Source organism: Vitreoscilla stercoraria DSM 513, from assembly GCF_000382305.1.
In the GTDB taxonomy this organism is placed as follows: domain Bacteria; phylum Pseudomonadota; class Gammaproteobacteria; order Burkholderiales; family Neisseriaceae; genus Vitreoscilla; species Vitreoscilla stercoraria.
The window spans coordinates 188,799-208,310 of the sequence record NZ_KB908020.1 but is presented as its reverse complement, the minus strand read 5'-3'; the positions used below and the strand labels follow the sequence as shown (position 1 = coordinate 208,310).

General features: G+C 44.3%; 18 protein-coding genes and 2 tRNA genes. 11 read left to right on the top strand and 9 right to left on the bottom strand.

The window, feature by feature from the left end; genetic code table 11:
• Positions 1 to 28: 28 nt before the first annotated feature.
• Positions 29 to 104 (top strand) — tRNA-Ile (locus H150_RS0103590).
• A gap of 71 nt (positions 105 to 175) precedes the next feature.
• Here the strand turns inward: H150_RS0103590 and H150_RS0103585 are convergent.
• Both H150_RS0103585 and rnr read right to left on the bottom strand, forming a co-directional pair.
• Positions 176 to 904 (bottom strand): hypothetical protein, encoded by a 729-nt coding sequence (locus H150_RS0103585; RefSeq protein ID WP_019957683.1) that lies wholly within the window; start codon positions 902 to 904, stop codon positions 176 to 178.
• 166 nt (positions 905 to 1,070) lie between these two features.
• Entirely contained in the window at positions 1,071 to 3,560 is a 2,490-nt protein-coding gene (gene rnr / locus H150_RS13645) for a ribonuclease R (RefSeq protein WP_019957682.1), read from the bottom strand.
• A 79-nt stretch (positions 3,561 to 3,639) separates the two neighbouring features.
• Here rnr and H150_RS0103575 point away from each other — a divergent pair.
• Both H150_RS0103575 and H150_RS0103570 read left to right on the top strand, forming a co-directional pair.
• A tRNA-Leu gene (locus H150_RS0103575) sits at positions 3,640 to 3,726 on the top strand.
• A gap of 229 nt (positions 3,727 to 3,955) precedes the next feature.
• Positions 3,956 to 5,005 carry an NAD(P)H-dependent flavin oxidoreductase gene (locus tag H150_RS0103570; protein WP_019957681.1) on the top strand — a complete coding sequence of 350 codons (1,050 nt, stop codon included), beginning with the start codon at positions 3,956 to 3,958 and terminating at the stop codon, positions 5,003 to 5,005.
• Between the two features lie 76 nt (positions 5,006 to 5,081).
• On the opposite strand, the gene H150_RS0103565 is transcribed toward H150_RS0103570, so the two are convergent.
• Complete coding sequence (locus tag H150_RS0103565; RefSeq protein WP_019957680.1) at positions 5,082 to 5,564, bottom strand: YbhB/YbcL family Raf kinase inhibitor-like protein; 483 nt, start codon at positions 5,562 to 5,564, stop codon at positions 5,082 to 5,084.
• Positions 5,565 to 5,902: 338 nt separating this feature from the next.
• Between H150_RS0103565 and nrdA the strand changes: the two genes are divergently transcribed.
• The 5 genes from nrdA to H150_RS0103535 all read left to right on the top strand — a co-directional run bounded on the left by nrdA (position 5,903) and on the right by H150_RS0103535 (position 10,731).
• On the top strand, positions 5,903 to 8,188 hold the full coding sequence (gene nrdA / locus H150_RS0103555; protein ID WP_019957678.1) for a class 1a ribonucleoside-diphosphate reductase subunit alpha: 2,286 nt from the start codon (positions 5,903 to 5,905) through the stop codon (positions 8,186 to 8,188).
• A gap of 78 nt (positions 8,189 to 8,266) precedes the next feature.
• Positions 8,267 to 9,400, top strand: coding sequence for a class Ia ribonucleoside-diphosphate reductase subunit beta (gene nrdB, locus H150_RS0103550; RefSeq protein WP_019957677.1), 1,134 nt, complete (start codon positions 8,267 to 8,269; stop codon positions 9,398 to 9,400).
• The gene (yfaE, locus tag H150_RS0103545; protein ID WP_019957676.1) at positions 9,400 to 9,705 is read left to right on the top strand and encodes a class I ribonucleotide reductase maintenance protein YfaE; all 306 of its coding nucleotides are present in this window, start codon (positions 9,400 to 9,402) and stop codon (positions 9,703 to 9,705) included. The genes nrdB and yfaE overlap by 1 nt, the downstream gene beginning before the upstream one ends.
• A gap of 150 nt (positions 9,706 to 9,855) precedes the next feature.
• Positions 9,856 to 10,338 carry a hypothetical protein gene (locus tag H150_RS0103540; RefSeq protein ID WP_155970391.1) on the top strand — a complete coding sequence of 161 codons (483 nt, stop codon included), beginning with the start codon at positions 9,856 to 9,858 and terminating at the stop codon, positions 10,336 to 10,338.
• A gap of 126 nt (positions 10,339 to 10,464) precedes the next feature.
• A complete protein-coding gene (locus H150_RS0103535; protein WP_019957674.1) occupies positions 10,465 to 10,731 on the top strand; it encodes a VF530 family protein in 267 nt (88 codons plus the stop codon).
• A gap of 56 nt (positions 10,732 to 10,787) precedes the next feature.
• On the opposite strand, the gene H150_RS0103530 is transcribed toward H150_RS0103535, so the two are convergent.
• The 3 genes from H150_RS0103530 to H150_RS0103520 all read right to left on the bottom strand — a co-directional run bounded on the left by H150_RS0103530 (position 10,788) and on the right by H150_RS0103520 (position 12,982).
• Complete coding sequence (locus H150_RS0103530) at positions 10,788 to 11,081, bottom strand: DUF3817 domain-containing protein (protein ID WP_019957673.1); 294 nt, start codon at positions 11,079 to 11,081, stop codon at positions 10,788 to 10,790.
• 157 nt (positions 11,082 to 11,238) lie between these two features.
• A complete protein-coding gene (locus tag H150_RS0103525) occupies positions 11,239 to 11,697 on the bottom strand; it encodes a hypothetical protein (RefSeq protein ID WP_019957672.1) in 459 nt (152 codons plus the stop codon).
• A 127-nt stretch (positions 11,698 to 11,824) separates the two neighbouring features.
• Positions 11,825 to 12,982 (bottom strand): benzoate/H(+) symporter BenE family transporter, encoded by a 1,158-nt coding sequence (locus tag H150_RS0103520; protein WP_019957671.1) that lies wholly within the window; start codon positions 12,980 to 12,982, stop codon positions 11,825 to 11,827.
• A 94-nt stretch (positions 12,983 to 13,076) separates the two neighbouring features.
• Between H150_RS0103520 and H150_RS0103515 the strand changes: the two genes are divergently transcribed.
• Positions 13,077 to 13,622 carry a helix-turn-helix domain-containing protein gene (locus tag H150_RS0103515; protein WP_019957670.1) on the top strand — a complete coding sequence of 182 codons (546 nt, stop codon included), beginning with the start codon at positions 13,077 to 13,079 and terminating at the stop codon, positions 13,620 to 13,622.
• A 104-nt stretch (positions 13,623 to 13,726) separates the two neighbouring features.
• Here H150_RS0103515 and H150_RS13640 read toward each other — a convergent pair whose 3' ends face one another.
• Complete coding sequence (locus H150_RS13640) at positions 13,727 to 14,824, bottom strand: porin (protein WP_019957669.1); 1,098 nt, start codon at positions 14,822 to 14,824, stop codon at positions 13,727 to 13,729.
• 466 nt (positions 14,825 to 15,290) lie between these two features.
• On the opposite strand from H150_RS13640, the gene H150_RS0103505 reads away from it, so the two are divergent.
• Together H150_RS0103505 and H150_RS0103500 are read left to right on the top strand one after the other, a co-directional pair.
• Positions 15,291 to 15,740 carry a carboxymuconolactone decarboxylase family protein gene (locus tag H150_RS0103505; protein ID WP_019957668.1) on the top strand — a complete coding sequence of 150 codons (450 nt, stop codon included), beginning with the start codon at positions 15,291 to 15,293 and terminating at the stop codon, positions 15,738 to 15,740.
• 143 nt (positions 15,741 to 15,883) lie between these two features.
• The gene (locus H150_RS0103500; protein ID WP_019957667.1) at positions 15,884 to 16,693 is read left to right on the top strand and encodes a YwqG family protein; all 810 of its coding nucleotides are present in this window, start codon (positions 15,884 to 15,886) and stop codon (positions 16,691 to 16,693) included.
• A 63-nt stretch (positions 16,694 to 16,756) separates the two neighbouring features.
• Here the strand turns inward: H150_RS0103500 and H150_RS0103495 are convergent, their stop codons facing one another.
• Both H150_RS0103495 and H150_RS0103490 read right to left on the bottom strand, forming a co-directional pair.
• Complete coding sequence (locus tag H150_RS0103495; protein ID WP_026353437.1) at positions 16,757 to 18,253, bottom strand: CoA-acylating methylmalonate-semialdehyde dehydrogenase; 1,497 nt, start codon at positions 18,251 to 18,253, stop codon at positions 16,757 to 16,759.
• A gap of 63 nt (positions 18,254 to 18,316) precedes the next feature.
• Positions 18,317 to 19,492 (bottom strand): iron-containing alcohol dehydrogenase, encoded by a 1,176-nt coding sequence (locus H150_RS0103490; RefSeq protein WP_019957665.1) that lies wholly within the window; start codon positions 19,490 to 19,492, stop codon positions 18,317 to 18,319.
• Positions 19,493 to 19,512 lie beyond the last annotated feature (20 nt).

Here is a 19,512-nt window from a genome sequence, read left to right as displayed (position 1 = left end):
TGTTTGTTATAATGCCGCTTCTTTGCAAGGGCCTGTAGCTCAGCGGTTAGAGCAGGGGACTCATAATCCCTTGGTCGTGGGTTCGATTCCCACCGGGCCCACCAAAGAACCCTATAAAGAATGCACCTTTACGGTACTTTTTTATTTATGCATATACTGCAATACAAATCACGCCCTATTTGGCTGCTTTCCTCTTTGCTCGCCATGCTTTTATCTTGCCTGAAATGCTTTCTTTCACTGAAAAAAATGGCACCCATGATAGTCCTGTTTTCCATGGGCTAGGATAACCATGGAAGCACACGACAATAGCATCTTTCGGCGGGACACCTAAATGTCGTCCATTGCTACGCAAAGCTTCATAGCCAAGCATAGAAGGTTGGGCAATATCCACTTTGTAGCTAAAAATACGATTGGGCAATAAATGTTGCCATTGTTGCGGCTGCGTGATTTTGCTTAAAAAACCTTGATCACCCCAACATTCAGGTGTATCGCACTCGTCCATATGTTTTTGTGGATTGGCCATAAAACGATTCCACACAAATTCCTTAATTTCACAAGGAATATACATAATAGATGAATTACATTGATTGGTATAAGACAGACCTGACAGCATGGTGAAGCTTTTGGCTTCATTCATCAACTCTTGTAAATCACCTGTCACCACCACATCAATGTCAAAATACAATAAGTCTTGCTGACCCAAGACAGGATGATTGGGATTGAATAGTTCCAGTTTCGACCACCATCCAGGAAAATCATGTAATAAAGGCGCCGTTTTCACACCATCGATGTGTTTGGCATCGGTCAAACAAATGGACTCAAAAGGTGCAAATTGTTTGTGTATCCACTGTGCATGTTTGGGTGTGAATTTTTTACTTTGCCTTAATACGGTAACAACCAACATATATGAAACCCTTAATCGATGAATATCTATATATTCACATCATACCATTCCAAACCCCAGTTATTATTTGCCGCCATTAAAATCTTGATAGCATCAAAAAGCGGCCTGTAATGTTTACAGGACGCTTTATACCTCAAAACCATTCAGTTTTTAATGTCTGACTCAATTAAGCCTTTTTACTGGACTTGCTGCTTTTTTTACGCTCATTGCGTTTTTTGGCCTTCGCCGTTGTCGTCGCTACCGCGCCAGCGGCACCATTGCCTTTGGCTCGGCGCTGTGCTTTTGCAGATTTGGGTGGGCGTGAATTGGGCTTTTTCGTCGCGGCTACCGCAGTAGGCGTTTCGGCAGTGTCTTTACCTGTGGATTTGCGAGAACGACGGTTTTTCTTTGCTGCGCCATCACTGCGGCCATTGCGAACAACAGCTTCATGGATTTTACCACGCGCACCAGAGCGCGAACGTGGCGTCGAGCGGCTCTGACGGTTGCCATCGCCTGGGCTGCCACCGCTGATCAAACTCAAATCCACTTTGCCTGTATCCAAATTGGCACTGGCCACACGCACAACGACCGCATCGCCCATTTTAAAGCGCACACCACTGCGTTCGCCTTCGATGGCCATGATTTCAGGACGGTAATTAAAATAATCCTCACCCAAATCGCTGATGTGAACCAAACCATCAATGTGCAATTCGCTTAAAGTCACAAAAATACCAAAATTAGTCAACCCAGCGATGCGACCTTCAAACACCTCGCCCACTTTGTCTTTCATATAATACGTCTTGAGCCAATTTTCCACATCTTTGCTGGCTTCATCCGCACGGCGCTCATTAAATGATGTATGGCTTCCCAGACCTTGCCAAGATTCCTCTTGGTAAACCTCACCTAACAACACCGCTTTAATCGCACGATGGACAGTCAAATCAGGATAGCGACGAATCGGTGAGGTAAAGTGAGTATAAGCACTATAAGCCAAACCAAAATGGCCTTCATTTTTGGCCTCATACATCGCTTGCTGCATCGAACGCAACAACATCACTTGCAACACTTCTTTGTCATCACGATTTTCAAACTGTGCCGCCAATTCAGCATAATCCTTCGGTGTTGGCGCATCACCGCCACCCAATTGCAAACCTAACAATGCCAATTGCTGACGCAAAACTTCCAATTTTTCAGGCGTAGGACCTTTGTGATTGCGGTATAAAGACGGGTGTTTGTTTTGCAATAAAAAATCTGCCGCACACACATTGGCTGCCAACATACACTCTTCAATCAAACGGTGAGCATCGTTGCGCTTGATTGGTTCGATGCGGTCAATTTTGCCGTTGTCATTGAAAATCATCTGAGTTTCAACAGTGTCAAATTCCATCGCACCACGCTGCTCGCGTTTGCTTTGCAATTTTTTAAATAATTGATGTAACACATCAATTTGCGGTTTTAAAGCGTGCTCTTCGCCCGACTCTATCCAATTAGACACTTGTGTATAAGTCAAACGCGCATGCGAACGCATCACCGCAGGATAAAATTGATAGGCTTTGACATTGCCCATATTGGTGATAATCATGTCACACACCATGCACAAACGCTCAACATCAGGATTGAGCGAGCAAATGCCATTGGACAAACTTTCAGGCAGCATCGGGATCACACGGCGTGGAAAATACACACTGGTACTGCGTTCGCGCGCATCACCATCAATGCCATCACCATTTTGAACATAATGGCTCACATCGGCAATGGCCACCACCAAACGGAAATTGCGACCAACTTTCTCCGCAAACACCGCATCATCAAAATCACGTGCGGTTTCGCCATCAATCGTCACCAATGGCAATTCACGCAAATCTACACGATCTTTACGGTTTTTTGGACGCACATTTGCAGGAATTTTTGCCGCCGCTTTGAGACATTCTTTTGAAAATTGATGTGGCAAATGGTGTTTGCGCACTGCAATTTCAATTTCCATACCACTATCGGCATAGTCACCCAATACTTCAATGACTTTACCCGCAGCAGGCAGATTTTTTTCAGGGAATCGGGTCAATTGCACATTGATAACTTGACCATCTTGCGCCTGACCAATACTGTTAATATCCAAGACAATGCTTTGACTCAAGCGTTTGTCCTCAGGCACAGCGACAGCAACGCCACCTTCTTTAGACAAACGTGCCACCACCGTACTGTTTGCACGTTCAATCACATCCAATACCTGACCTTCACGACGACCACGCCGATCAATGCCTGCAGGACGCACGGTGACAATATCACCATGCATCAAACCTTTCATTTGGCGATCGTACAAAACCAAATCGGTGTCGCCTGCTTTTTTTTCCAAAGGTACGGCAAACCCAAAACCATCACTGTGTGCTTCCACACGACATTTGACCAAAGCCAATTTTTCCGCCACGCACACCAAGCCGCGGCGATTGATATAAATCTGCCCATCTCGTACCATCGCGCCCAAACGGCGACGGAAAAATTCATACTCATCTTCACGAATAGACAAGACATTTGCCAAGTCTTCCGTGCTGACTGGAACCCCTTTTTGTTCCAATAATTCAATCACCCACTCACGGCTAGGCAATGGGTCGCTGTATTTTTCTTGTTCACGTGCCAAAAACGGGTCTTGGCTACGCAAATTATTTTTTCTTTTAGTCATTGACTTTCTCAATAGGGAAACTATAATGCGTTCTTCGCAATTCAAACACATTGTGCATCAAATTTGTGTTTTCATCTATGCCCAGGTGGCGGAATTGGTAGACGCGCATGGTTCAGGTCCATGTGCCAGCAATGGTGTGGAAGTTCGAGTCTTCTCCTGGGCACCAACGATATAGACATTGTGATATAAAAACATGACACTCAACAGAGTGTCTTTTTTTATGTCAGTTCATTTAAACCGATATCTTAAGCCACGATAAATGCTTAAGACCCACAGCTTAATCCACCATACTGGATATCAGCCAGTTTGAATACCATCTTTGCAATGGATTGCTTTGTCTTAGCCCACTCATGCCAATGTTATACTCAATCTTCACCTCATCACAAGGATTGAGCATGCGCCATTTATTTGACCTTCCATTGCATTATCCCATCATTCAAGCACCGATGGCAGGCGGTGCCAGCTCACCACAATTGGTCGCGGCAGCATGTGAAGCAGGCGCATTGGGCAGTTTGGCTTGTGGCATCTTGTCACCTGAGCAAATGGTGCAACAAGCGCAACACATACGCACATTGACCCAACACGCATTTGCCATGAATTTGTTCATCTTACCCGAACCCACGCCACCCAGTGCGCCATCCTTACAGGCCGCTAAACTATGGTTAGAACCAGCATTCAACCAATTGGGTTTAGATTTTCCGACAGTACCAACATGGTCACAATCTTTTCACGCCCAATTTGAAACCTTATTGCAATTACAGCCTGCCATTGCCAGTTTTGCATTTGGTATTTTAACGTCAGCGCAAGCCCAAGCCTTGCAACAAAAAAACATTCGCATCATCGGCACCGCCAATTCTCCCGCACATTTGCAAGCATGGCTGGATGTGGGCGCTGATGCGGTGGTTTTACAAGGCATAGAAGCTGGCGGTCACCGTGGCGGACCCACTGAGTTGGCCATCGAAGACGAATATCACAATTTGGATTTGTTACAAGCATGCCGCGCTATCACAGATAAACCACTCATCAGTGCAGGTGGTATCTCTCAAGCGCAACAAGTGCAAGATTATTTGGCACACGGCGCAGATGCTGTTCAAATCGGCACTGCTTTTTTATGTGCTACCGAAAGCGGCGCATCCAGTGTCATGAAACAAGCCTTATGGGACAAACGCCACCAAAAAACGCGTTTAACCCGTTTGTTCTCAGGCAAAAACGCACGAGGCATTGAAAATACATGGATGCAAACTTTGGCGGCATATGAACAAGACGCCTTGCCCTACCCTTATCAAAATGCCTTAACCTCACCCATGCGTGCTTGGGCAGACAGACACCAACAAGCCGAATATTTGTCGTTGTGGGCAGGCACAGGTGTGGCACACATGCGCCAACAAAGTGTGGCGGAAATTTTACAGTATTTGTATTCTGATATGGACATAGACTGTGCATGACCATAAAACCATCAAGCGTCCTGTAAAGATTTACAGGACGCTTGATTGGTAAAACACAACTCATTCATTCAAAGCATCAACGCTCAAACCAATGTGTAATCGACGCCTTTGCCAAACAATGGGCATTGATCATAAAGCCTGCCATCGCTGTACTGGCATCTGCGGGCAAATCAATGTGATCGGTATCCAAAGCATATACGGTGTGAATATAACGGTGACGTTCACCTTCAGGCGGCATGCACCCCATATAACCAATACCGCCGCCATCGTGGCGCATTTGGCGCACACCGTCAGGCAAGGCACTGCCATCACTCGTTCCTGCACCGCGAGGTACCGATGTCACATCTACGGGCAACACCAACGCCATCCAATGCCACCAACCTGAGCCGCCCGTCGGTGCATCAGGATCATGCACAGCAATGGCATAACCTTTCGTACCCTCAGGTGCACCGCTCCAACTTAGCTGTGGTGAAGCACAATCGGGATGGTCGGCTTGAAAATGTGCACCCATCAATTGCTCTGCTGTAAAATCGCTGCTGCTCACGCTAAAATCGGTCATATTATTTTTCACTCCTATGTGTTTTTTTAACAGAATAAAAAGCGCATGCGTTGTAAAAAAATCATAAAAACATTCCCACATCGCTTAAATTACCAACATGAATATAGCATAGCTCCAACAAAACAAGCCGTTATTGTTGTCAAATAAATCTCTCCTAAAAACTTCATCAAAGCCATAAATTTTTATGACTTGCCAAATGCCAAGCCTATCCCTTATATTGTGCTCCATTACTTCTACGCACACTATATAGTGTGTCTGAATCCCCATTTCCCACTATATCCAGCTTACCTACAAATCGCTTTTGTCAAGCGATTTTACCCATTTATGAGGACGTATTCATGAACGCAGCCGCTGCCGCCCAACTGAAAGTGACCAAACGCGATGGTCGCTTAGAAGCGATAGATTTGGATAAAATACACCGTGTCATCGACTGGGCAGCCGAAGGTCTGAACAATGTTTCTGTATCACAAGTGGAATTGAAATCCCACATTCAGTTTTACAACGGTATTCGTACCGAAGACATCCACGAGACCATCATTAAATCTGCCGCCGATTTGATTTCTACCGAAACCCCTGATTACCAATATTTGGCAGCACGTTTGGCCATCTTCCATTTGCGTAAAATTGCTTTCGGTCAGTTTGAACCACCACACTTGTTTGAGCATGTGGAAAAATTGACACAGTCTGGCAAATACGATGCCCACATTTTGGCCGATTACTCACGCGCAGAATTCGATGAGTTGAATGCAGCCATTGTGCACGACCGTGACATGACTTTTTCTTACGGTGCGGTGAAACAATTAGAAGGCAAATATTTGGTACAAAACCGTGTGACGCGCCAAATTTACGAGTCACCACAGTTTTTGTACATGTTGGTAGCGATGTGTTTGTTTGCCAAATACCCACAAAACACGCGTTTGGACTATGTAAAACGTTTTTACGATGCGGTGTCTGAATTCAAAATCTCTTTGCCAACACCGATTATGGCAGGCGTGCGCACGCCTTCACGCCAATTCTCATCTTGCGTGTTGATTGAATGTGACGACAGTTTAGACAGCATCAACGCCACCTCTAGCGCGATTGTCAAATACGTGTCACAACGCGCAGGCATCGGTATCAACGCAGGTCGCATTCGTGCTTTAGGCTCTGAAATTCGTGGTGGTGAAGCGCAACACACAGGTTGTATTCCATTTTACAAATTGTTCCAAACCGCAGTGAAATGTTGTTCTCAAGGCGGTGTGCGTGGCGGTGCAGCGACTTTGTTCTACCCATTGTGGCATTTGGAAGTGGAAAGCTTGCTCGTGTTGAAAAACAACCGCGGTGTTGAAGAAAACCGTGTGCGCCACATGGATTACGGCGTACAAATCAACCGCGCTTTGTACCAACGCTTGATTAAAAACCAAGACATCACCTTGTTCTCGCCATCTGATGTGCCTGGTTTGTACGATGCTTTCTTTGCCAATCAAGACGAATTTGAACGCTTGTACGAGCAATACGAACAAGACGACAGCATTCGCAAGCGCAAAGTTTCAGCCATGGATTTGTTCTCAATGTTGATGCAAGAGCGCGCTGGTACAGGCCGCATCTACGTACAAAACGTCGACCATTGCAACACCCACAGCCCGTTCAATCCTGCGGTAGCCCCTGTACGCCAATCGAATTTGTGCTTGGAAATTGCCTTACCAACCAAACCATTGAACAACATCAACGACCCTGAAGGCGAAATCGCTTTGTGTACTTTGTCGGCGTTCAACTTGGGTAAAATCGAATCTTTGGACGACATCGAAGAATGGGCAGATTTGGCTGTGCGCGCTTTGGATGCTTTGCTCGACTACCAAGACTATCCAATTGAAGCAGCTCGCCAAGCAACCATGAACCGCCGCACATTGGGCATAGGCGTGATCAACTATGCATATTACTTGGCAAAAAATGGCGTGCGTTATTCTGATGGTTCGGCCCTTGGCTTGACCCACCGCACATTTGAAGCGATTCAATTTTACTTATTAAAAGCTTCGGTGAAATTGGCGCAAGAATACGGTGCGTGTCCAAAATTTGACGAAACCACATATTCACAAGGCATCTTGCCAATTGACACCTACAAAAAAGATTTGGATGCCTTCTGCACCGAACCTTTGCATTTGGATTGGGAAGGCTTGCGTGCAGACATCGTCAAACACGGTTTGCGCAATTCAACCTTGACCGCTTTGATGCCATCTGAAACCTCTAGCCAAATTTCCAATGCCACCAACGGTATTGAGCCACCGCGCGGTTTGGTGACGGTCAAAGCATCAAAAGACGGTATTTTGAAACAAGTGGTGCCTGAATACGAACGCTTGCAAAGCGAATACGAATTGTTGTGGCAAATGCCAAACAACGACGGTTATTTGAAACTCGTTGGTGTGATGCAAAAATTTGTCGACCAAGCCATTTCATCAAATACCAATTACGACCCTTCTCGTTTTGAAGGTGGCAAAGTGCCGATGAAACAATTGATCAAAGATTTGTTGTCGGCTTACAAATATGGCTTGAAAACCTTGTACTACCATAACACCCGTGACGGTGCTGACGATTTGCAACAAGATTTACAAGACGATGGTTGTGCAGGCGGCGCTTGTAAAATCTAATCATTGACCATTTGAGCTTACAGGACGCCTTTTCAGGCGTCTTGTTCTCCCTAAAGCGACAACACAGAAATACCGATTATGAATTACTCTACTTTTAGCAAAACCGCTAACAACCAAATGCTTGAACCCATGTTTTTCGGTCAATCCGTTAACATTGCCCGTTACGACCAACAAAAATACGAAATTTTTGAAAAATTAATCGAAAAACAATTGTCGTTTTTTTGGCGTCCTGAAGAAGTAGATGTGTCGCAAGACCGTTTAGACTATCAAAACTTGCCTGAACACGAACAACACATATTCATCAGCAATTTGAAATACCAAACCTTGCTCGATTCGATTCAAGGTCGCAGCCCGAATGTGGCATTGTTGCCGATTGTGTCGATTCCTGAACTGGAAACGTGGATTGAAACATGGTCGTTCTCAGAAACGATTCACTCTCGCTCTTATACGCACATCATCCGCAACATCATTCACGACCCTGCAACCGTATTTGATGACATCGTCACCAATGAACACATCATTCGCCGTGCCGAAGAAATCGCTGTTTATTACGATGATTTGATTGCTGCAACGCAGTATTACCACATGTTTGGTGAAGGCACGCACGACATCCAAGGCAAAACCATCACCGTGTCTTTGCGTGAACTCAAACGCAAATTGTATTTGTGCTTGATGTGTGTGAATGCTTTGGAGGCGATTCGTTTTTATGTGTCATTTGCGTGTTCGTTTGCGTTTGCAGAACGTGAATTGATGGAAGGCAATGCCAAAATCATCAAATTGATTGCCCGTGACGAGGCTTTGCATTTGACTGGCACACAACACATGGTGAATTTGCTGCGCTCAGGCGTGGACGATGCCGAAATGGAACAAATCGCCATTGATTCAGAACAAGAATGTTTCGAAATTTTCAAGCGTGCGGCGATTCAAGAAAAAGAATGGGCAGAATATTTGTTCAAAGATGGCTCGATGATAGGACTTAACAAAGACATTTTGTGCCAATACATCGAATACATCACCAATTTGCGCATGAATGCAGTCGGTTTACAGCCTGCGTTTGAAGGCAAAACTCAAAATCCAATTCCTTGGATCAATGCGTGGCTTTCTAGCGACAACGTGCAAGTGGCGCCGCAAGAAGTGGAAGTAAGCTCGTATTTGGTGGGTCAAATTGATTCGGAATTGTCGGCGGACGATTTGGGAGATTTTGAACTGTAATGGTCATGGTCACGACTCGCGACAAGTCTTTTGCCTTGCGCGAAAACGAAACCTTGCTCGAAGCACTCGAGCGCACAGGACACGATGTGGAATACCAATGTCGTGAGGGTTATTGCGGGTCGTGCCGCACCAAAATCATCCAAGGCAACGTCACTTATCACGAGTTTCCGATTGCCTTTGTGGGTCGAGACGAATGTTTGCCGTGTTGCTGCGTGGTGGTGGACGACATCACCATAGAAGCCAGCGCACGCCAAGAAGAGATGTTTGGCGAAAGAGAAGGATTGGTGTCGGATTTGTTTGATTAAATTACAGGAATTTTTTCAATGACTTACATAATATACATATACGAATCAATAATTACATATCTTTCTACATTCAATTCGTCCACTTTTAGTGCTATAGCGGCGATATTTGCTGCGATAGCTGCTATTGTTATGTGTTTTTTAACATTTCATATGAAAAAATCTGACATCGTTGTTTATATCGAACCTGATGCAGATGCAAAAGATATATTATGCTTATGTGTAAGTAACACAGGACAAAGCACTGCTAGAAATATCACTTTTGAATTCAATCAACCAGTGCCTCTAAAAGCCTTCGACAAAATAATAGATGATGAAAAAACAGTTAATCTTGATGTTTCTTTTTTAAGTAAAGGATTTTTCATTGAAGGTTTAACCCATCTAGCAGCAGGTAAAACCCGTAAAATTCATTTGGGTCACTTTCAAACTTTACATCATCATTTGGCAGAGAATCCTCTCTCCTGTAACGTCACCTACAAAAATAAAATACCTTTCCCAATTAGAGTATCCAATGAAACCGACCATTTCGAGTTTTCAATCCATGATTGGGCACATGACCCTCAAGGTGACAACTCTCATTTGAAACATTTGAAACAAATCAATGAGTCGCTTCAAAGTATCAGTAAATCACTATAAATATTACAAGTGAAACTATAAATAGTTATTTTAAGCGTCCTGTAACCTTTTACAGGACGCTTAAAATTTCAAACACGCTCATCCACGTTATAATATCGCCATATATCCCCATCAGATTGAAACACCATGAACCATACCTCCAAAGACCCATTGCACGGCAAAAAGCTTGCCGACATTTTGGACGAATTATTGGATTATTACGGCGGCTTTGATGGCTTGAGCCGTGAAGTCGACATTCGCTGTTTTTGTATTGACCCAAGCGTCAAATCATCTTTAAAATTTTTGCGCACCACGCCTTGGGCGCGTGAAAAAGTCGAGAGCTTGTATTTATATGTCTTGCGCCAAAAAGCCAAAGCCGCCAAACAAGCGGCTTTAGAATCAGAAAACGAATAAAACAAGCGTCCTGTAAAGTTTACAGGACGCTTGTTTATATCTATTTAAACAATCGTTTATGTGGGTTGCGCTTGTGATTGTTTGATGACTTTTGCATCAAAAACAAACGGACCGAATGGCAAAATAGACGCCACCAAACCCATTAAAAACGTGCTGACAGGCCATTTTTGCTGATGGCTCGCCACAAACAACACCACCAAATACAGCATGAACAACACACCATGCGCCATACCTGACATGGGAATCAAACTGGCATCGTTCAGCACATATTTCATCGGCATTGCCACAAACAACAATACCAAAAACGAAATTCCTTCCAAATAACCTACCACGCGCAAAATATTCAACATATTAATGTGTTTCCATCTCATTGTTTCATCATTCATGATTATAAACGAGCATCGTCCAAAACATGTGATTTAAAGCAAGGCTTATGATGATTGCAAGCGACACAAAACCATATTGGCTATCATCGGTTACAGAACGCTGGCATTGATATTAGGGATTTTAAAGCCGCCACATGCGCCAATTGTCCCAGCCCAAACGAAATTTGGTGGCATCTTTGACCATGGCAAAAACATGGTCTTGGTTGTTAAAATTACCTGTGTAACAAGCGGAGGTGAATTGGTGGCTGCTGTGTAATAACAAGTCTTCATTGGCATGCAGTTTGTCGTGCGCCACCGCCACCGCAAACAAAGAGCCGATGGCTTGTTTGCCTTTACATGATACATAAATAGGCGTGTCTTCTAAGGTCGCTTGTTCGTGCTCGGTTTTGATGAAATCTTCCAGCCCAACCACCGCAATTTTTTTATCCACTCCCCAATGCATAATACTGTCATCGCCTAAATAAATGCCAGAATGCCCTGCTTCACTTTGCGACCATTCACAATACAATAAACTGCCGATTTGAGCTTGTACTTTTTCACGAAAACCCCGAGCTGCCACGGCAACAGGCATTTGATTCATGAATTTCCCTTCTTTGTAGAATATTTTGCGGCATTATAAACATTTATACAAAAACCGACATGCTCTAAAAATGCTATATAAATTTATTTTATAAACTTACAGGACGCTTGCAAATAGGATTTTAAACTTAAGATTTATTACGGGTTAATTGTAAATAGACGCAGCCCACAAGCAAGCCCCATAAAATGGCATTGATGCCCAAAACACTCACACCTGACAAGGTGATTAAAAATGTGAGCAAAGCCGCATCTTGATGACCTGTGTCTTTGAATGAGTTTTGCAAACACATCATCAAAGTACCAAGCAATGCCAAACCTGCCAAAATTTGTGAGATATTTTGCGGCAATGCCAAAAACAAAGCCACCACCGTACTGGCCCACACCCCCGCAATCAAATAAAACACCCCTGCCCACATCGCCGCACGATAACGTTGTTTGGGATTGGCATCGACATTCTCATTCAAACACATTGCCGCTGAAATGGCTGCCAAATTGATCGAAAAACCACCCATAGGCGCAGCCACAACATTCATCAAGCCCGTTCCAAACAATACAGGTTTAACAGGCGTTTCATAACCATAACTTTTCATCATAGCGATGCCGGGCAAATTTTGTGACAACATGGTTAACACATACAAAGGCAAGCTCAAATTGATGATGGCCATCACATCCCATTGTGGTGTTATCCACACAGGTTGCGCCATCGACAACGTGATATTTTGCCCCACAAAAGCGTCCTGAAACAGCGCAAACACCACGCCAACCATGAGCAAAATCAACATGGTATAACGTGGCAAAAAATGTTTGGCGAGCAAATAGCTGACAAACATGCCTAAAAACACCACAGGCGTATCACCCAATGGCAAGAAGGCTTTTAAGCAAAACGGCAACAAAATAGCCCCCAACATCGCCGTACCTAAAAAAGGAGGAATGCTCGATAAAGCTCGGCTTAACGGTGTGATTAAACCCGTTAAAGCAATCAAAATACCTGTGAACATGCACACGCCAAGAACCACAGACAAATCATATTGTGCCGCACTCACAACCAACATTGCCGCTCCTGGTGTAGACCACGCGGTTAAAATAGGCTTTTTGTAATACCATGAAAAACCAATACAACTAACGCCCATCAAGATACCTAAAGTCAGCAACCAACTTTCAATTTGTACGGGTGTCGCCCCTGCGGCAGTGGCTGCTTGAATGACAATGATGATAGAACTGGTATAACCCACCAGAACGGTGCTAAATCCTGCTGCAATATGACTGACATTAAACCAGTGTTTCATGACATGGGCTTCCAAGCAATGTTAAAATGATTTTGTGCGTTATAGCGCACATTGCCATCATAATACTGTGCGCTATAACGCACAAGAGAAAGCCATGTCCAACGACAGTTTCAAAGCCCACATTGCCCAACATTTGAAATCCTTGCGTCAGCAACAAGGTTTAAGCCTCGATGCAACAGCAAAACAAACAGGCATTTCCAAAGCCATGTTAGGGCAAATTGAGCGTGAAGAATCCAGTCCGACCATTGCCACTTTGTGGAAAATTGCCAGCGGCTTGCATACCTCGTTTTCAGCTTTTTTTGCTGAAGCGGCCAAGCAATACGAACAAGAATGGGCGTTTCCTGACGATGAAAACATGAAAGTCAAAACCTTGTTTCCATTTCAGGCAGATACAGGTTTGGAGATGTTTGAAATCACACTGCATGATTTTCATCAACAAATGAGCTCACCACACAGCACAGGCGTGGTGGAATATGTGTATGTGTTACAAGGTCAGTTACAAGTCTTTTTTGAACAATCTTGGCATGTCTTACAAACAGGCGACAGTGTGCGTTTTTTTGCCGATCAAATACATGGTTATGAAGCTTTGAGCGACAAAACCGTGTTTCACAATACGATTTGTTATCTGCCAACACATTGATACCAACCAGCGGCCTGTAAAAGCCATGCTTCATTTTCAGGACGCTTAAAAAAAGAGCATACCCCCCTAAGGTACGCTCTTGAATCGGAATGCTTTTTTAATGCTTAGAATACGTGGCGCAAGCCTACACCTGCACTGTATGAATCACGGTCATCGCCGCTGACTTTGCCATTGGCATCTACTTTATAACCAACAGGTGCATTTTTCCAACCGAAAGAAGCCAAAGCCGTCGTGCGTTTAGACAAAGCATAATCGGCACCCACAATCACTTGGTCGTAACCTGAATTGCTCACTTTGCCGCCATTTTTGTGTTTTTCATCAAAACCGTGTGAGTAGCTGATGCGTGGCGTGATGCTGCCCATGTTATAGCTGAACAAACCCAATACTTCATGTGTCTCTACAGGATTGTGAATGCGCGCTTGTGGGTCTTGTGCAGTAGTAGCAAATGAATTTTTTGCCCACAAACCACGGAAGCCATCGGTGTATTGGTAAGCCAAAGATGCTACCACGCCATTAGCACGGTAAGCACCAATCACGCGTGCAATTTGACCATCGTCCAAATCACCATTGCCATCGATATTTTGTTGTTTGTATTGACCATAAGCGCCATGTACTTCAAAGCCTGAGTTCACATATTTGCCTGATACAATCGTGGCTTGGCGTACTGTAGAAGCAGCGGTTAAATTGCCTTCAGTGGCTGAGTCTGCCAATTGGTGTTGCACATTGAATTTGAAGCCACCGAAATCAGGAGAATCGTAACGCACGCCTTGCCAGCGTTTGTCAATGCGCACAAAAGCACCATTACCGCGTGGATTGTCAGCATTGAAACCTGTTTCCCATGGATCTAACAATAATTTGTGCTCGCCTGCTTCGTTCATCACATCGCTGATGTAACCTGCACGCACTGCACCGAAATCACCTTTCACACCCACAAATGTATCACGGTTGTTCCAACCCATAGATTGTTCAGCACCTGAAATCGGTGTGAATTGCTCTACTTGCCAAAACGCCTGCATGCCATTGCCCAAATCTTCAGTACCTTTAAAACCAATGCGCGATTTGTAGTCTTCCATTTGTGTCAAAGAACCACTGCCTTCGCCTTTGGTATAACCCACGCCACCTTTGATTTGACCATACAACACCACATCCGCCATCGCAGGTGCAGCCATCAATACCGCACTGGCGATCAATATTTTTTTCATCTTCTGTCTTCCTTATCATCATTATTTTTTTATCAGCTTGACTGACATTCAACGCAACCACTGCGAGCAATTTAATCAAATTTGATTGTTTTTAACAGTACTATGTGAATATAAATTGCTAGGAATCCAATTAGAATGTCAAGAAAAGTCAATTTTCTGTCACCATCATTTACTCATTCATAGAATAAACGCTTTGTTTTACTTCAATAATTATTCGAATCTACTGAAATCATTAGCACATTCTACGAAAAAGCTTTTGATATGCTTTAATGTTGCGATTTTATGACAAAAATTCAACAATATCTTTGATAAAATATCAATTTATTACAATATAAACATAACAGCTATAATCAAAGAAATCTTGCTACAACATAAAAGAATTTATTATCAAAATATGATTCATGAACAGCATGCCGCAGATGGCGTATCATAAACATCTTTTCATCACAGTGAAGCATCCACCATCATGAAACGCATTTCATTATCCAATCTCAAATCCGCACCTTACCAACACATGATTCAATTGGATGCGCAAGTGAATCAAATGGTACAGGACGCTGGCATTGATGAAGGTTTCCACCACCTCTTACGCTTACACGGCTCACGCCTTAATGGTTGCGCATTTTGTGTCAAATTGCATTTAGCCGATGCGTTAAAACACGGTGAAAACACAGAACGCATCACTTTAAGCGCAGTGTGGCGCGAAAGCCAATATTTTAGCCCTGCCGAAAAAGCCGCTTTGGCTTTAATAGAAGCCTTAACCCACATCGACCAAGCTCCTTTGCTTGAAAACAGCTATGCCCAAGCACAGGCTTTGTGGTCAGAAGAAGCACTGATTGCTTTGGAATGGATAGGCATCGTCATCAATGCATGGAACCGCATTGGCATTGCAGGACAATTGCAAGCCAAACCATGAATGAAATGACAAACAACTTAGGTTAAAATGAATAAGCGGCCTGTAAAATTTACAGGACGCTTATTCAAATCAAACAAAATACCGAACTTTCTCAGCCTGATATCTTCTCACCCAACTAATATCTGCTCACAAGGAGGTTGCACATGCCTGCTGATTCAAGATTCAAACTCGCTTCTTTACAAGCGTACCAAGACAAAATCTTAGCTACCGCTCGTCCTAGCATGCAAATGATTTTGAATCCGTCCTCCAAATTGTCATTGTGGCAAAGTAAAATTGGCGGCACTCATTATTATTTGCCTGTTAACACGCCCCATCCACAAAACACACACGGACAAGCCATGTTCATGTTGGCTCAAATCAATTGTGCCGAATTGCCACCACATGACAATTTGCCCAAAGAAGGTATTTTGCAGTTTTACATCGATGCTGACGACGATTTACTTGGTTTGGATTTTCACAATCGTTTGGCGCAAGTGGGCTTCAAAATTTTGTTTCACAGCCATATCACCACCGATACCACACAACTGCAAACCATCACCACTCCGCAATGGGAATACACCCCTATTGATCAAGAGTATGCCATTTCATTTCATCCTGAAAACCAATATATCAGTGTGGAAGATGCAGACTTTGGGCAAGCGATTTTAGACATCCCTCGCCATGACAGCCACGAAGATATTTCTGAGCATATACCCGAAGGCAATACCTTATTACAAGACTATGCCGAGGCTTTTCCCGCAATCGGTCATCGCTTAGGCGGCTATCCGTTTTTCACCCAATCGGATCCACGCGATGATGATGAAGCATTGGCCGATTATATATTGTTGCTGCAAATCGATAGCGAAGGCGACATCATGTGGGGCGACTCTGGTGTGTGCAATTTTTTTATCCATCCTGATGATTTGAAAAACCAAGATTTTTCTAAGGTTTTATACAATTGGGATTGTTATTAATACATCAATCACAATAAAAAAGCGTCCTGTAAAGTTTACAGGACGCTTGAAACATTCAAATCATCAATTCAAAGTTGGCATTGAAAATTGTGCCGCTTCACGAATTTCTGAGCTCGGCCAGCGTTGGGTAATGGTTTTGCGACGAGTAAAGAAACGCACGCCATCTGGACCATACATGAACAAATCACCAAACAACGAACGCTTCCAACCACCAAAGCTTTGATATGCCACAGGCACAGGCAATGGAATATTGATACCGACCATGCCCACTTGAATGTTGTCGGCAAAATAACGCGCCGCTTCACCATCACGGGTGTAAATACACGTACCGTTGCCGTATTCGTGGTCGTTAATCAATTGCATCGCTTCAGCCATCGTATTCACACGCAATACTTGCAACACAGGACCGAAAATTTCCGCTTGGTAGCTGCTCATGTCTTTTTGCACGCCATCAATCAAAGTAGGACCTACAAAGAAACCGTTTTCAAAGCCTTCAGGCGCGGCAGCCGAGCCATCTACCAACACTTTCGCGCCTTGAGCTTTGGCAGACTCGATGTGACCCAAGATTTTGCCTTTATGCTCCGCGGTAATCACCGGACCAAAATCATTGCCTTTGTCCGAATGCACACCAAACTTCAATTTCGCCATGGCTTCGGTCAAAGACGCAATCATTTTGTCGGCAATTTCGTCGCCCACAGCCACTGCAACTGACAAAGCCATGCAACGTTCGCCAGACGAACCGAAGGCCGCGCCAAGCAATGAATTAACCACATTGTCCAAATCCGCATCAGGCATCACAATGGCGTGGTTTTTCGCACCACCCAAAGCTTGGCAACGTTTGCCGTTGGCTGTGGCGGTTGTGTAAATGTATTCGGCAATCGGTGTTGAACCGACAAAACTCACCGCTTGAATGTCTTTGTGTTCCAAAATCGCATCCACAGCGTCTTTGCCACCGTTAACCACGTTCAACACGCCATCAGGCAAGCCCGCTTCTTTCATCAATTGCGCCAAATACAAAGTTGAGCTTGGATCGCGTTCAGATGGTTTCAAGATGAAAGTGTTGCCACAAACAATGGCCATTGGGAACATCCACAACGGTACCATCACAGGGAAGTTGAATGGCGTAATGCCCGCTACCACGCCCAATGGATGAAATTCGCTCCAAGAATCAATGTCAGGACCGACATTGCGCGTATGTTCGCCTTTTAATAATTCAGGCGCGCCGCAAGCATATTCCACGTTTTCAATGCCGCGTTGCAACTCACCCGCAGCGTCATGAACGATTTTGCCATGTTCTTCACCAATCAAACGACAAATGGTATCGGCATTTTTTTCAAGCAATTCTTTGAATTTGAACATCACACGCGCACGTTTGATCGGTGGTGTGTTGCGCCACTGAGGAAATGCTGCTTTGGCAGCCGCCACCGCTTCTTCGATGGTTTTGGCACCACCCAAAGAAACTTGTTTGCTCACTTCGCCCGTAGAGGGGTTGTACACCACTTGGGTATTGCTTTCATCCACCACCACTTCACCGTTGATGAAATGTCCGACTGTTTGCAAAGTATCTGTTTGCATAATGACCTCTATCCTTGATTGCTATTTCAACGTGCTGCTTGGTTAATCTTAATGGCTTAATACAGTCGCCCAAAGTGAGCGATACAATTGCAACATTTCTTCTGGATTTGGAACACGCGGGTTGTTGTTAGGCGAGCCTGAAGCAAACGCTTGTTCACACATGGTTGAGACCAATTGTTCAAAATCTTCTTGTTTGGCACCAAATTCTGCCAAAGTCGGTACTTTCAGTTCTTGATTCAAGGATTTTAAAAACTGTACCAATTTTTCATTGGCACTGTCTACAGCATCGTCCTGTAAAGCCACACCCAAAGCTTTAGCACAATCGGCATATCGCTCGGCTGCCGCAGGAATCGAAAACTCAGTGACCGCAGGCAACAACATCGCATTAGACAAACCGTGTGGCACATGGAAAAACGCGCCAATCGGACGGCTCATGCCATGTACTAACGCCACGGATGAATTACAAAATGCAATGCCTGCCAAAGTCGAACCCAACATCATCGCTTCACGCACTTTTTCGTTTTTGCCATCATGGTAAGCGGTCTGTAAATTCGGTCCAATCAAACGCAAAGCCGCCAAAGCTTGTTGGTCGCTGTAAGGATTGCGCTTTTGGCTGACATACGCTTCAATGGCGTGTGTCATCGCGTCAATGCCCGTATCGGCTGTCGTTCTGGCTGGCACGCTCATGGTCAAACGGTAATCGATGATGGCCGCCACCGGCATAAAAGCAATGCCCACACACAACAATTTTTCATTCGCCGCTTCATCGGTGATGATGGTAAATTTGGTGACTTCTGAACCTGTGCCTGCGGTGGTCGGAATGGCGATGATGGGCAAACCTTCTTCGGTCACTTGGCGCGGAAATTTGTAATCGCGAATCACACCACCGAATTTGCCCAATATGCCAATGGCTTTGGCAGAATCAATCGGACTGCCGCCACCCAATGCAATGATACTATCATAATCACCGTTTTGAACTCGTGCAACACCTGCTTCAATCGATTCGTCTGTCGGTTCTGGCACCGTGTCATCAAACACATCGGCTTTGATGCCAACTGCCGCCAAAATGGTTTGGATTTGCTCCACATAACCCAAAGTCACCATCATTTTATCGGTAATAATCAATGGTTTTTTCACATTCAAACTGTTCAGGACGCTTGGTAATTTCTGACAAGCATCGCCACCGACTTCCATAATACGAGGTAATAAAATACTGTGAGACATGGTTATTGACTTTCTCTATT

Excerpts from the sequence above, each read along its gene's own strand:
- H150_RS0103585 (WP_019957683.1), bottom strand. The coding sequence starts at position 904 with ATGTTGGTTGTTACCGTATTAAGGCAAAGTAAAAAATTCACACCCAAA.
- rnr (WP_019957682.1), bottom strand. The coding sequence starts at position 3,560 with ATGACTAAAAGAAAAAATAATTTGCGTAGCCAAGACCCGTTTTTGGCA.
- H150_RS0103570 (WP_019957681.1), top strand. The coding sequence starts at position 3,956 with ATGCGCCATTTATTTGACCTTCCATTGCATTATCCCATCATTCAAGCA.
- H150_RS0103565 (WP_019957680.1), bottom strand. The coding sequence starts at position 5,564 with ATGACCGATTTTAGCGTGAGCAGCAGCGATTTTACAGCAGAGCAATTG.
- nrdA (WP_019957678.1), top strand. The coding sequence starts at position 5,903 with ATGAACGCAGCCGCTGCCGCCCAACTGAAAGTGACCAAACGCGATGGT.
- nrdB (WP_019957677.1), top strand. The coding sequence starts at position 8,267 with ATGAATTACTCTACTTTTAGCAAAACCGCTAACAACCAAATGCTTGAA.
- yfaE (WP_019957676.1), top strand. The coding sequence starts at position 9,400 with ATGGTCATGGTCACGACTCGCGACAAGTCTTTTGCCTTGCGCGAAAAC.
- H150_RS0103540 (WP_155970391.1), top strand. The coding sequence starts at position 9,856 with ATGAAAAAATCTGACATCGTTGTTTATATCGAACCTGATGCAGATGCA.
- H150_RS0103535 (WP_019957674.1), top strand. The coding sequence starts at position 10,465 with ATGAACCATACCTCCAAAGACCCATTGCACGGCAAAAAGCTTGCCGAC.
- H150_RS0103530 (WP_019957673.1), bottom strand. The coding sequence starts at position 11,081 with ATGTTGAATATTTTGCGCGTGGTAGGTTATTTGGAAGGAATTTCGTTT.
- H150_RS0103525 (WP_019957672.1), bottom strand. The coding sequence starts at position 11,697 with ATGAATCAAATGCCTGTTGCCGTGGCAGCTCGGGGTTTTCGTGAAAAA.
- H150_RS0103520 (WP_019957671.1), bottom strand. The coding sequence starts at position 12,982 with ATGAAACACTGGTTTAATGTCAGTCATATTGCAGCAGGATTTAGCACC.
- H150_RS0103515 (WP_019957670.1), top strand. The coding sequence starts at position 13,077 with ATGTCCAACGACAGTTTCAAAGCCCACATTGCCCAACATTTGAAATCC.
- H150_RS13640 (WP_019957669.1), bottom strand. The coding sequence starts at position 14,824 with ATGAAAAAAATATTGATCGCCAGTGCGGTATTGATGGCTGCACCTGCG.
- H150_RS0103505 (WP_019957668.1), top strand. The coding sequence starts at position 15,291 with ATGAAACGCATTTCATTATCCAATCTCAAATCCGCACCTTACCAACAC.
- H150_RS0103500 (WP_019957667.1), top strand. The coding sequence starts at position 15,884 with ATGCCTGCTGATTCAAGATTCAAACTCGCTTCTTTACAAGCGTACCAA.
- H150_RS0103490 (WP_019957665.1), bottom strand. The coding sequence starts at position 19,492 with ATGTCTCACAGTATTTTATTACCTCGTATTATGGAAGTCGGTGGCGAT.